Raw genomic sequence first — 12785 nt, 5'->3', positions numbered from 1 at the left:
AGCACGCTAAATTAGATTTAGCGTGCTTTTTACTTGGTAGGACCAACTGTCCTTCTACATCTGGCGTTTTATCAAATATCCACCCAATAGCGCGCTGCCGATAATCGGTAATAGCACCATAAGCATTGGTGAAAAGCCTGTGGCTAGCGATACAAAACCAACTAGGTCTTGAATATAGCTAAATAGCAGACCAAACAACAATGCCACGACGATACGCAAGCCTAAGCTGTGCGTCCGTAGCGAGCCAAAGACAAATGAGCAAGCGACAATCACTAGCGACAATATCGATAATGGCGATAGTAGCTTTTGCCAAAATGCGACTTCATGATCTAAAGAGCGATTGCCCTGTTGGCGCATAAACGTACGATGCTCATACAGCTGCGTCAATGATAAATCTTCTGCCTTACGCGTCAGTAGATACACAGATTCTGGGGCAAAGGGTAAGCTTAACGTATCTGATGGTGAAATAGCTTGGCTACTCTCAAAACCCTGATTGATAGAGAGCTTAACCATATCGTTTAACTGCCACTCGTAACGATACTGCTCACTTGGCTTTTCACTGTTCACATCAATTGGTTCACGGCCAGTATACTTTCCACCTTCAGCATGGACAGCGGTTTGCAAATTACCGTTGTTATCCAAATGCCAGCGTTTCACCTCACCAATATTACCCGCGACATCAGCATAATCGATATATAAAATGTCGCTACCATCAGGTGTGGCACTGCCATCTTCTGCGGTTTCGAATCGTGGCTGTATCGTCCAGTAGCCGCGTACTGATGTGACCAGTGAGGTGCTGTCTTCATCATTAATCTGTTTTGCTAACTGGTTAGAAGACGGTAGGACGAACTGATTGATAGCCAATGCCAACAGTACAAATATCAAAGCGGGCTGCAATACCCAACCGACGATACGATAGATACTGACCCCAGCCGCGCGCATAACTACTAGCTCGCTTTTATTAGCCAACAAGCCCAATCCTATGACAGCCCCCAATAGCGCACCCGTTGGAATAAATTGCTCTAAAAAGTAAGGCGAGCGATAAAAGATATATTTGAGCGCCTCGCCCATGGTGTAGTTATCGTCTAACGAATCAAGCTCTGATAAGTAAGAGAAAATCAGCTGTAATGCCCACAAACCAATAATGGCAGCGATAATAGCCAATAGAGCGTTGAGTTTGACATAACGACTAAGGACTTTTAAATTGGCAGGTTTTTTGGCCAATGGAACAGACTTGTCTGACTTAGCAAATAAAGAGCGCATTAAGACTGCCCTCCTTGTGAGCTATTGTTCTGATTATCGATGTCGCTAACTGAGTTAGTTGCGGCAGCGGCTAGCCTATTTTCTTGTTTGCGAAAGCGCAATCGATGTTGCACGCGGCTACCCCAATTCATATAAAGCGCCAATGCCATAAACCCTAAGATGAGCCATGCATACGCCCATACGCTGATGCTGTCTTTGCTCACTGCGTTTTTTAGCGAGATGATACCTAATGCACAGCTGACAAATAATAAGATAGAAGGAAACAAGCGCAGCCAACGTCCTTGACGTGGACGTACTTGCGCCAGTGGCACAGCCAACATAGGCGCGATAATCATCAGCCATGGTAGCGCCAAACGGTAGCCAAGCTCACCTTGTGCAGCGCGCATTGCATTATTCGTGCCTGATGGTGAGCTACTCGTGGCGGCTTGCCACAATGGTCCAATCTTTTGCGTTTCGATATTGTCTTCGGTGATAACTTCCTGTGAAGTCTCAGTCAAGGTGATGCGATAACGATCAAAAGCGACTTGATTATATTTCAGACTGCCTGCGCCAACTTCGTAACGACGTCCTTGGAACAAATCCAACTGAGTCACGCCGCTATTGCCGGTATCTACTTGCTCAGCACGCTTAGCCAGCGTAATGGTGTCTTTACTAATGTCCTTCGCACCGCTATTTATAATATCTTTTGGTATGTCAGAGATGCCAATTTGTTCGGCTGTCTCATTATCAATCCTGTTATTCATATCAGTAGCATTGGCATCGATACTTCCAGCAGCACTACCTTTTTTCGCAGGTTCAGATTGGATTAATATGACATCTTGCAACTTTTTCTTATCATCGCTGAGACTACCCACGTATAAATGGTAATTACCGCTACTGATAAACTCGTTCGGACGAATCAAATCAAATGCACTGGTCAATGCTTGCTGCTGCCAAACAGCCTCAGACGAACGGACACCCCAAGGTTTGCCAACGACAGATAGCGCCGCTTCACCAACGAACAATGCCAATATTAATGGTGTCATCAATCGAGCAAGCTTACCTCGAGATACGCCACTAGCATTAATCACTGCCATTTCTTGATCAACATATAAGCGACCAAATACCAGCATCAAAGCAATAAAGAATGCTAACGGTAAGATGAGCTCTAAAAAATACGGTAGGTTGTACCCAATGATCGTAAACAGTAGGCTGACGTCTAAACGACCTTCAGCAGCGATGCCAAAATAGCGTATCAAACGACCGCCGAGCATCATCACTACCAAAAACCCCAACACTAAGGCAGTGGTCGAGGCAACTTGTTGTGTCATGTAGCGGCGTAATATCACAATGGGTACTCTTAAACGGTTGGTATGCGCGCGATTGATGATGAGCTTATTAAATATCTAGGTCATACGACGACATATCACCAGCATGATATGAGTCATTTAAATACTCAAATAACGGTAAACGTTACTAAGCGACTGGTTAGTCATACTCAATAAACACAAGCGACAGATATAACCGCTAATGCTAGCATGTTTTGCCTAAAAATGGCTGTGAAATGTGTTTGAAAACATTACCTACACCTTGCTGAGAGCGCATTATTGACAGTAAGTAACAAATATAGCAATTATTGGATAAATAATTGCTAAAACCTCAAATTACATCACATTAATAGGATTTATGGCGCTAAGTTTTTGCTTTATTTATTTTAGAAAGGTTTGTTTGTCATTCGTATCATCAAACATTTATCTCTATTATTAATTGCTAGACTGACTGATAGAAAAATATACTTATATTGTTAAACGGAGAATAATACTAATGAATAAAACGACCTCTACACCCTCTACCCTACTTGAACTCGCTGGCGGCACATTCGATGCGCTTGACTGGTCAAATAGCGCGCTGGTTCTTATCGACTATCAAAATGAATATGTCGATGGCGCTATGCCATTAGGGGACGCTGGGGCAAAAGCCATCGCCAATGCACGCCGACTAATCGATAAAGCGCGTCAGCAAGATCTACCTATCTTCCACATTACCCATCATGGTGCCGAGAATGGCAATGTCTTTGATCCTCTATCAGCTAACGTTGAGATAGTCGAACAGTTGCAGCCTCAAGATGGCGAAACAGTAATTGCCAAAAAGCATCCGAATGCCTTTTATGATACGCAATTACAATCACTGATTTCAGCAGCAGAAAAGAAGCAGATTATTTTTGCAGGTTTTATGAGTCATATGTGCGTCAGCTCAAGCGTCCGCGCCGCATTTGATTTAGGTTTTGATAGTTTCGTCTGTCACGATGCCTGTGCCACTCGCGACCTGCCTAGCGCTACAAGAGAACCGATAAGCGCTGAAATCATGCATGATACTGCCATGGCCGCACTACAAGACAGATTTGCCTCGATGGTAACGACCGATGAATTGGTCAATGGCTAGTATGTTGGCCTCATCGAAAAATGATAATGTAACCGCTAAACCATAGCGCAAGTTAGCACAGCATAATAATTCAAACGTATCACTCAAGACTTGCTAACTGCGCACGATTATCGCAATATGCTACACTACTGTGATTGCTCGATAGACCAAACAATCTAATAATCTGACAGGTATAAGCAGTCATACAAATCCTGCAGTTTTCATAATTCTAATAAGGATAACTATATGAATATCAAATTATCTCAGCATTTACCAAAGACTCATACGCAGAAAATCCTGAAAAAAGAAGCCAAAAGTAAAGACGATGCTTGTCTGGTTGTTTTAGTCGATGACAAGAAAAATATTCTGGCTGAATCTGTGCTGACCGAATATACCACTCGTATTGAGCAGTTGATTGAAGTATCGCATTTCAAGGGTACTACCTGTGAGACTGTTGCTGATTATGCGCTGGCAGGTGATAAAAAAACCACTAAGCAAAACCCTGTTCAACTGCTGTTGGTCGGTGTGGGTAACACTGATAAGTTCAATAACACAGTGCTGCAAAAAATCGCCAATACTATCTATAGCAGCACTCAAAAGCGTGTGTCTTCTATCACTGTCGCCTTGGGTGATGCACTGGAAGAAAATCACTTTGGTCAATTTGCCCTTAATCTACTGGCAGCAAGCTACCGCTTTGACAAATATAAATCTGAGCAAGCCATGCCTGTATTGACTGATGTTTATCTGTTAGCTGATGAGTCACTACAGCCTGCGCTAGCATTTGCTCAGTCAGTATTTGCTGGTCAGAGCCTCACTCGTGATGTGGCCAATGAGCCTGGCAATATTTGCTTCCCAGCTTACATGGCTGAACAAGCTCAAGAGCTTGCAAAAACGTATCCTGATCTATTAACCGTGAAAGTACTAGGTGAGGACGAGATGTCAGCGTTAGGTATGCATTGCTTCTTGGCCGTTGCACAAGGCTCTACCAAAGAAGGTAAGCTGGTACTCATGGAGTACCGTGGTAAATCAGAATTTAGTTCAAATGCAGGCACTACCGAGCAAACCACTAGCAACGCAAAAGTAAGTAGTCTAAAGGCACTGGCCGATAAACTACCAACCAAAAAGTCAGCTAAAAATGTAAGTAAAAATAGCAATGACAATGCACAAGCAACTAATGACGACGCACCTATCGTATTAGTCGGTAAAGGCGTGACCTTTGATTCAGGCGGTATCTCAATCAAGCCAGGTGCGGCGATGGACGAGATGAAGTTTGATATGGGTGGTTCGGCATCAGTACTTGGTACAATCAAAGCGTTGTGCGAAGCTCGTCTACCAATCAACGTCGTTGGTGCGCTAGCCTGTGCTGAAAACATGCCATCAGGTGATGCCACGCGTCCAGGCGATATCGTTAAAGCGATGAATGGTAAATCAGTTGAAATCTTGAATACTGATGCTGAAGGTCGTTTAGTACTAGCAGATACCTTGTGCTACGTGCAGCGTTATCAGCCAAAAGCCATCATCGATGTTGCTACTTTGACTGGCGCTTGTGTGGTTGCGCTAGGCCATGTGCGTTCAGCTGTATTTAGTAATGATGAAGATGTCCTGTTTGATTTAGAAAATGCTAGCAACCTATCAGGTGACCTAATTTGGCATATGCCTTTAGATGATGAGTATCAAGCTCAGATTGATTCACCAATCGCTGATATGCAAAACATCGGTGGTAAAGGTGCTGGTGCCGTAACTGCCGCCTGCTTCTTATCGCGCTTCATTGAAGAAGGTCAAGCATGGGCGCATTTAGACATCGCTGGTACTGCATGGAATTCAGGTAAAGACAAAGCAGCAACTGGCCGTCCTGTACCATTGTTTATGCAATATCTAAAAAACAGCGCAGAGATGGCTTAATCCATTTATGAAAATTAGTTTTTATGTATTAAGTGAGAGTAAGGCCCAAGATTTCTTGGGCTTTATTTGTCAGCTGACTCAGACGGCGCTTAACAAAAGCGCTCAGTCTTTGCTGATTTTAATTGAAGATGAGACATTACTATCAAATCTAGATACGGCACTTTGGGCACAAGAGCCTACGAGTTTTATACCGCATCGATGTCTTTCTGATACTGACAATAAAGGTACTAATGATAAAAGTACCGATGATGATAGCAACATTGCTACTTCTGAAGTATCAGCGCCTGTACTGCTAGGCAATCATATGCCAGCAGATTTTAATGGTATCGTGCTCAATACGACGATACGTCCCGTCAACGATTTTATGGCCGCTACTAATAATTCAAAACCCTCCCGAGTTCTTGAGCTGATCCGACCTGATGCTACAAGTACCCAAGAAGGTCGCAATAAATATAAAGCCTACCAGCAATTAGGTTACGATCTGACCCACTTTAAAGTATAGCTTTGCCGTTTATTTTCTTCTTACCTTTTATAGCCAAATCTCTTTCTAACCTATATATTACTACCCATATCGCTGCTTTTACTCTCTCATTGATGATGTATGCTGAGTAGCAAGTCTTGCCTATAAGTGCTGCATTCTTTTTTATACTAATTATATAACTCTGCTAACTCTCCATTTGCGCATAGCAGCTGCTGCTATGAGCGGTATGCGAATATGTCAAAAAATGCTACCATCCTTCGATAAATTTTCTGTTGTGACAATTCACTTACTTTTAACGGACTTGAGGGTGTACAGATGCGTTCATTAATTGCGATGTATCAGCGTATAGGGCTGGTGCCGCTTATTATTATTGGTTTGGTGTTAGGGGTATTGATTGGTTGGCTAGCGCCAAGTATCGGCACCGCCATAGGGTTGCTTGGTACACTCTTTGTCGGCGCACTAAAAGCAGTCGCTCCCATCCTAGTATTTATTCTGGTTATGGCAGCCATTAGTCAACATCGCAGTGGCAATGAAGTCTACGTAAAGCCAGTGCTTATCATGTACATGTTCGGCACTTTTTTGGCAGCACTAACGGCAGTCGGTGCCAGCTTTTTATTCCCGACTGAGCTGGTCTTGATCAACGCCGATATCGCGCAAGTACCACCTGCCGACTTAAAAGAAGTCTTGACGAACTTGCTCATGAACTTGGTCGCCAACCCGATCAATGCAATCGCTGAAGCCAACTATATTGGTATCTTAGCATGGGCAATTATTATCGGTTTTGCATTGCGTCAAGCCAGTGATACTGCTCGCAATGTCGTTGGCGATTTTGCTGATGCCATCTCACAAGTGGTTAAATGGATTATTGCTTTAGCCCCATTTGGTATCTTGGGCCTAGTCGCTAGCACGGTTGCTGAAACAGGCTTTGCTTCTTTGGCAGGCTATGCACGTATTTTAATGGTATTAATCAGCTGTATGTTATTCATTGCGTTGGTCGCCAATCCGCTTATCGTCCTTATTAAAACAGGTAAAAATCCTTATCCACTCGTGTTCAGATGTCTGCGCGAATCAGGAATTACTGCCTTCTTTACACGCAGTTCAGCGGCCAATATTCCAGTCAATATGAACCTTGCCCGTAAACTTGGATTGCATGAAGATACTTATTCAGTGACCATTCCACTAGGTGCCACGATCAATATGGCTGGTGCTGCAATTACGATTAACGTCTTAACGCTTGCTGCTGCTCATACGTTGGGTATTGAAGTGACGTTTGCATCAGCGCTGCTACTCAGTCTGGTTGCTACGATTAGTGCTTGCGGTGCTTCTGGTGTTGCCGGTGGTTCATTACTATTGATTCCGCTCGCTGCTAGCTTATTTAGCATTCCAAATGATATCGCGATGCAAGTGGTTGCGATTGGCTTTATCATCGGTGTGATTCAGGATTCAGCTGAGACTGCCTTGAACTCTTCAACTGATGTATTATTTACAGCAGCAGCTGATCCAACGTACTCACGTTAATTTTTGCTGAAGTGTTTTCTATAGATATAAAAAAAGGGCCTTTAAAGGGCCCTTTTTTTACATGTTATTTTGATTATTTGATTACTTTAGGTTGTCTATGTCGACTTCGATGACTGGTGTTTGCTGCTCTATCTGACGTTTAAGTTGGCGCAGTTGCTCAACCTCATCTAACAGCTCAAGTATCAAACCAATTGCTGGTACGCTGGCTTCAAAATCACGACTCAATCGCGATGCACGGCGCACTGTCGTCAGCTGATAACCAGTAAATTTTTCATGCTCTGGTACATCATACTCAATGATATTTTCTTCGATTAATTCGATGACCCATTGGCGCTCTTGGCCACAGGCAGAGACCAGTTCATCTAAGCTCATGATGATGTCTGTAAATTCAGTCGAGTGGTTCATAGCTATTATCCTCGTTTTCTCTTTATTTCATCGGTATCGTATTCATCTCTGCTATTCGTTTGTTACTTCAGCAATAAGTAACGGTTATTCATAATCTCGTCTAACGACTAATACTGGTATCAGCAAAGGCTTGTTTTAGCTGCTCATAAGCCTGTATCGACGCATCGTTACTGACATCAGGATTGACGATATTTAAAGTTAGATACAGGTCACCTGCTTGCTTGGCAGGGATACCCTTGCCTTTAAGACGTAAATTGCTACCGGACTTGCTATTCTTAGGAATAGTCACACCAAGCGTACCCGCTGGCGTACTGACATTGATTTTTTCACCCAATGCCGCTTCCCACGGTGCAATATTCACAGTTTGATAAACGTCTGTGCCTTCTATGCGAATATTGGCATCATGACGAATTTTAACCTTCAAAAACAAATCACCATTTTTGCCATTACTGCTACCAGCAGCACCTTGCCCTGCTAAACGAATTTGCTTACCATCAGTGATACCTTTAGGAATTTTGATCTTAAGAGTTTTATTGTCGTAGTCGACATTGCCATTGGGCTGACGAACAGGGACGTTTAACTTAATGCTGTAGTCGTCGCCACTATAGACTGAAGATAAATCAACGGTAATCTCGGCATGCTGATCCTGACCTTTGCTATCTTGCGTCCCAAAGCCGCCACCAAATTGATCGAAGCCGCTGCTTTGAGAGCGACTGCCCGTTTGTCCACCAGTTGACCCACGTGCGCCGCGACCAAATGCTGAAAAAATGTCATCGAAGCGAAAACCACCATCACCAAAGGCCTCACCGTCACCAAACTGATCTTTGATATCTTCCCAGCGAAAACCACCTTGACCCGTCCCAGCTTGCCCATTGCCACCAAACCCACTTGATCTACTTTGACCAGCAAACGGATTATTGAGCATAGCGTCATATTCAGCACGCTTTTCTTTATCTCTGATCGTTTCGTAAGCGTTGTTTATTTCTGCAATCTTATTATCAGCGTCTGGATGATCACTGACATCGGGATGATACTGACGAACAAGCTTACGGTATTTTTTTTTGATATCAGCGTCTGAGGCGTCTTTTTTGACCCCTAAAATGTCATAGTAGTTTTTCTCTGCCATGTTATTTTCCCCAAAATAAAAACATATTAGTGGTATCAGTCTGCCAATTTCAAACGATACGGTATAAATGGCTACTAGATTCTGCTATAGCAATTTTTGTAGCCTACTTATCATCATAGCAATAATTACAACAAACACCGTTATATAAATATTACCAGTAGTGATGCCAAGCGATATCTACAATATTCTCTAATGCAGGTAAGCGAACATCTTTACCTTAAGCTAGATTTTTTAAAAATTTAGTATTATCAGCTCTATATTAGAACTGTAATAATGCCAGACCTTCTCTATTTACAAAATAGTAAGAATATAGCAAGGTTTTTTTACATTATATTATCTATTTCTAAATAGCGTTTCATAACGTTAATTATGCTATATCGATAGATTTGGTCTTTATATATTACCTATTTATATTACGTTCTTGGCTTTCCAGTATTTTGTCGGCTTCTTTATGAGAATAACTCTTTATAAGTCTAATTTTAGTACCTACATCATCATTATTTTTGCTAGAAAATATCTATTTTTCCTTAAAAAACAGCTATTTGACCTCATGAGTTTTTTACACGACAGTAATAATATGACAAGCTAGCTCTTGTAGAATCCCTTATTATTCATACTCATAGGGAGTATAGATAACGTAGGCAAGAGCATCTGTCTATTTTATTAATTGCTTGAAGGTATTAAATGTCTTATTTAATCAAGTCTTTGGTTGTCACTTTATCGCTACTAATTAGCACCACAGTTTTCGCTGCCAATACCAGTTATTACGGTAGTAAGTTTCATGGTAAGCGCACAGCGAGTGGTAGTATCTTCAACATGAACTCTTTAACCGCTGCACATCGCACGTTACCGTTCGGCACGAAGGTACAAGTAACCAATCAAAAGACAAAGCAGAGCGTCGTTGTAAAAATCACGGACAGAGGACCTTTTATTAGAGGTCGTATCCTTGATTTATCAAAAGCCGCTGCTGGTGAAATAAACTGTCAGCTTTGTACGACCACGATGGAAATACTGTCGTACGGTGATGGCAAATATCGTAAGGAATAATGTAATAAAAAAGGGATGGCTGATGCCATCCCTTTTTTATGTCTGTTTATATAACTAACTATCTAGAATGCTTTATGCGAACTTAGCTTCCATCTCTTCTAAAGTCGTCATTGATAGTAGTAACTTCTCTTCATTATCACTATGCTGATGCTGTAGCGCCGTTTGCTCATTGAGCAATACAAGCAAGTCAGACTTACGGCTCTCTTCATACAGATCTGTATCGGCCAGTTTTTCTTCCAGCGTCACAAGCTGCTTATCAATCTTAGCCAATGTCTTTTCTGTTTCCTCTATCTCGCGGCGGATAGGTGCTGTCATTTTACGCTGTTCAGCCGCTAGCTTACGCTGCTCTTCTTTACTAATAAGTGCAGGCGCCGCAGCTTTACTGTTTGATGAGTTATCAGATGCTTTATTACTTGCTTGGCTATTATCTGTTTCACGTGAAACAAACTTCTTGCTCTCTTTTTTGCTTTTTTTCTTACCAGTATTTTTATCTGATGCGTTCTCTTGCTTGCGCTTCTCTGCTAGCCATTTACCATAGTCACCAATGTCGCCATCGAACTCTTCAATGATGCCATCATGTACCAGATACAGCTCATCACAGACATTGGCAATCAACTCTCGATCATGCGAGACCAATACCACTGCACCTTTAAAGCCTTGTAAGGCGATAGTCAATGCTTGACGCATTTGCAAGTCTAAATGGTTGGTTGGCTCATCGAGTACAAGGACGTTTGGACGCTGCCAAACAATCAATGCCAAAGTCAAACGCGCGCGCTCGCCACCTGAGAATAGCTCACTTGGTGTATCAATACGCTCACCGCGGAAGTCAAAGCTACCCAAGAACGAGCGCAGCATCGCATCAGAGGTTTTACCTGCCAGGCGACGTAGCATTTCTATAGGCGTTGCTTTGGCATCTAGGATATCCATTTGATGCTGATTGAAATAGCCAAGCTTTAAGGTATCCGAAACACGATACTTTCCTGTTAGTACGCCAAGCTCACCGACTAATGCTTTAATCAGCGTTGATTTACCAGCGCCGTTCATACCCAATAAGCCAAGACGGGTGTCAGGGGTTACCTGTACATTGGCATTGTGTAGAAGCGGTGTCTCACTATAGCTAATATCTGCGTTGGTCAGCTCAATCAGCGGTGAGCTCATGTTTGCAGGCTCGTAGAACTGGAACGAGAAAGGATTGTCAGCCATCATTGGTGACAGTTCTGCCATACGCTCTAACTGCTTAATACGGCTCTGTGCTTGCTTAGCTTTACTGGCTTTAGCACGGAAACGACGAATGAAGTCATCCAAGTGAGCCTTGGTCGCTTCTTGCTTTTCAAACGCTTGCTGCTGCTGCGCCATACGCTCGTGACGGGTACGAATAAACTGCTGATAGTTACCAGTATAAAGAGTGATTTTTTGTTGCTCTACATGTAGGATATGACCGACTGTCGCGTCCAAAAACGCTTGGTCATGAGAAATGACAATGACCAGACCCATATAGGCATTGATCCATGTCTCAAGCCATAAGATAGCGTCCAAGTCCAAATGGTTAGTTGGCTCATCGAGTAACATCAAGTCAGCACGGCTCATCAAGGTTTTGGCGAGGTTTAAGCGCATACGCCAACCACCAGAAAACCCTTCTACTGGCAGCTCATGCTGGCTAGTTTTAAAACCAAGACCTGCCATAATTTGTGCCGCTTTAGTCGGCGTACGATATCCGTCGATTTCATCGAACTGCTGGTGCAACACACCAATTTGCTCATCACTGACACTGCTCAAATCATTTAGCGCAGCATTAATTTCATACCACTGCTCATCACCGCTCAATACATAATCGATTGCAGACTGCGTCGTAGCACCAACTTCCTGCGCCATGTGCGCCACATGCCAGCTATCAGGAATACTGACTTCACCTTTATCAAGGGTGACCTCTGTATCGCCTGTACCCATCTGCGTCAGTAATAGCGCAAATAAGGTAGATTTGCCTGTGCCGTTGTTGCCTGTCAGTCCAACTTTGTGACCTGGATGGAGCTGAAAGCTTGCACCTGCAAACAATTCACGACCATCACGGCGAACACCAACGTCTTTAAATTCGATCATATAATTTCTTCATCTCAACAATAATATAGATATAGGGCAATAAGAAACACACATAGGGTATGCCAACTGGCGGCTATTATTTCAAACGCTTGCTCCATAGGCAAACAATTAAATAACTATTTCAAAACTAAGTATTTATTACGCCAAACACCTTAAGTTGCACAAGCGACTCTTGAGCTCATACATGGTTGTTACTATTATAAAGGTTATAGCCGTAAAATACCGTAATATGACTAATAAGCTTTAAGACTGCCTAATATTATTAAGTAGTGTTTTATATAATCACACGCTATTATTTTTTAGTCTGGTTATTGGTTTAGCCCATTGACGCAGTTATTTTAAAAAACATAATATCAAAAATGGAGCACTGCTATTCATTAGTAAAATTCAGTAGTCGCATCACTCTTGACAAACGAATCAGCACCCCCATTATGATATACTGCTAAAAGATAAGTGCCCACTATCAATAGAGCCAATAAAATATTGTAATGGCACAAATACTATTTTGAAATTGTACAAACAGCTTATAATGCACCAATAGCTTTG

General features: G+C 42.5%; 10 protein-coding genes. 5 read left to right on the top strand and 5 right to left on the bottom strand.

Going from position 1 to position 12785, the window contains the following annotated elements; all coding sequences use genetic code 11:
* Nucleotides 1-54 precede the first annotated feature (54 nt).
* Together lptG and IEE84_RS00235 are read right to left on the bottom strand one after the other, a co-directional pair.
* Nucleotides 55-1263: an LPS export ABC transporter permease LptG gene (gene lptG / locus IEE84_RS00240; RefSeq protein WP_191114482.1), complete on the bottom strand. Its 1209-nt coding sequence runs from the start codon at nt 1261-1263 to the stop codon at nt 55-57.
* Nucleotides 1263-2573: an LPS export ABC transporter permease LptF gene (locus tag IEE84_RS00235; RefSeq protein ID WP_191114481.1), complete on the bottom strand. Its 1311-nt coding sequence runs from the start codon at nt 2571-2573 to the stop codon at nt 1263-1265. The genes lptG and IEE84_RS00235 overlap by 1 nt, the downstream gene beginning before the upstream one ends.
* Nucleotides 2574-3066: 493 nt before the next feature.
* On the opposite strand from IEE84_RS00235, the gene IEE84_RS00230 reads away from it, so the two are divergent.
* The 4 genes from IEE84_RS00230 to sstT all read left to right on the top strand — a co-directional run bounded on the left by IEE84_RS00230 (nt 3067) and on the right by sstT (nt 7564).
* Nucleotides 3067-3684, top strand: a complete 618-nt coding sequence (locus IEE84_RS00230) for a cysteine hydrolase family protein (RefSeq protein ID WP_191114480.1) — start codon at nt 3067-3069, stop codon at nt 3682-3684.
* 225 nt (nt 3685-3909) lie between these two features.
* Entirely contained in the window at nt 3910-5565 is a 1656-nt protein-coding gene (locus IEE84_RS00225) for a leucyl aminopeptidase (protein WP_191114479.1), read from the top strand.
* 7 nt (nt 5566-5572) lie between these two features.
* On the top strand, nt 5573-6067 hold the full coding sequence (locus IEE84_RS00220) for a DNA polymerase III subunit chi (RefSeq protein WP_191114478.1): 495 nt from the start codon (nt 5573-5575) through the stop codon (nt 6065-6067).
* Nucleotides 6068-6361: 294 nt separating this feature from the next.
* Nucleotides 6362-7564, top strand: coding sequence for a serine/threonine transporter SstT (gene sstT, locus IEE84_RS00215; RefSeq protein ID WP_057757687.1), 1203 nt, complete (start codon nt 6362-6364; stop codon nt 7562-7564).
* Nucleotides 7565-7645: 81 nt separating this feature from the next.
* Here the strand turns inward: sstT and IEE84_RS00210 are convergent, their stop codons facing one another.
* The gene (locus tag IEE84_RS00210) at nt 7646-7969 is read right to left on the bottom strand and encodes a chaperone modulator CbpM (RefSeq protein ID WP_102083164.1); all 324 of its coding nucleotides are present in this window, start codon (nt 7967-7969) and stop codon (nt 7646-7648) included.
* 100 nt (nt 7970-8069) lie between these two features.
* The gene (locus IEE84_RS00205; protein WP_191114477.1) at nt 8070-9095 is read right to left on the bottom strand and encodes a DnaJ C-terminal domain-containing protein; all 1026 of its coding nucleotides are present in this window, start codon (nt 9093-9095) and stop codon (nt 8070-8072) included.
* Between the two features lie 684 nt (nt 9096-9779).
* On the opposite strand from IEE84_RS00205, the gene IEE84_RS00200 reads away from it, so the two are divergent.
* A complete protein-coding gene (locus tag IEE84_RS00200) occupies nt 9780-10142 on the top strand; it encodes a septal ring lytic transglycosylase RlpA family protein (RefSeq protein ID WP_102078203.1) in 363 nt (120 codons plus the stop codon).
* 72 nt (nt 10143-10214) lie between these two features.
* Here the strand turns inward: IEE84_RS00200 and IEE84_RS00195 are convergent, their stop codons facing one another.
* Nucleotides 10215-12239 (bottom strand): ATP-binding cassette domain-containing protein, encoded by a 2025-nt coding sequence (locus IEE84_RS00195; protein WP_191114476.1) that lies wholly within the window; start codon nt 12237-12239, stop codon nt 10215-10217.
* Between the last annotated feature and the right edge of the window lie 546 nt (nt 12240-12785).

Origin of the sequence: Psychrobacter sp. 28M-43, assembly GCF_014770435.1 — a bacterium.
In the GTDB taxonomy this organism is placed as follows: Bacteria; Pseudomonadota; Gammaproteobacteria; order Pseudomonadales; family Moraxellaceae; genus Psychrobacter.
Note: the sequence above shows the minus strand (reverse complement) of the source record. Positions and strands in the feature narration are given on the sequence as shown.

What these genes read in the sequence shown, in the direction of transcription:
- lptG (WP_191114482.1), bottom strand. Translation starts at nt 1,263, where the DNA reads ATGCGCTCTTTATTTGCTAAGTCAGACAAGTCTGTTCCATTGGCCAAA.
- IEE84_RS00235 (WP_191114481.1), bottom strand. Translation starts at nt 2,573, where the DNA reads ATGACACAACAAGTTGCCTCGACCACTGCCTTAGTGTTGGGGTTTTTG.
- IEE84_RS00230 (WP_191114480.1), top strand. Translation starts at nt 3,067, where the DNA reads ATGAATAAAACGACCTCTACACCCTCTACCCTACTTGAACTCGCTGGC.
- IEE84_RS00225 (WP_191114479.1), top strand. Translation starts at nt 3,910, where the DNA reads ATGAATATCAAATTATCTCAGCATTTACCAAAGACTCATACGCAGAAA.
- IEE84_RS00220 (WP_191114478.1), top strand. Translation starts at nt 5,573, where the DNA reads ATGAAAATTAGTTTTTATGTATTAAGTGAGAGTAAGGCCCAAGATTTC.
- sstT (WP_057757687.1), top strand. Translation starts at nt 6,362, where the DNA reads ATGCGTTCATTAATTGCGATGTATCAGCGTATAGGGCTGGTGCCGCTT.
- IEE84_RS00210 (WP_102083164.1), bottom strand. Translation starts at nt 7,969, where the DNA reads ATGAACCACTCGACTGAATTTACAGACATCATCATGAGCTTAGATGAA.
- IEE84_RS00205 (WP_191114477.1), bottom strand. Translation starts at nt 9,095, where the DNA reads ATGGCAGAGAAAAACTACTATGACATTTTAGGGGTCAAAAAAGACGCC.
- IEE84_RS00200 (WP_102078203.1), top strand. Translation starts at nt 9,780, where the DNA reads ATGTCTTATTTAATCAAGTCTTTGGTTGTCACTTTATCGCTACTAATT.
- IEE84_RS00195 (WP_191114476.1), bottom strand. Translation starts at nt 12,239, where the DNA reads ATGATCGAATTTAAAGACGTTGGTGTTCGCCGTGATGGTCGTGAATTG.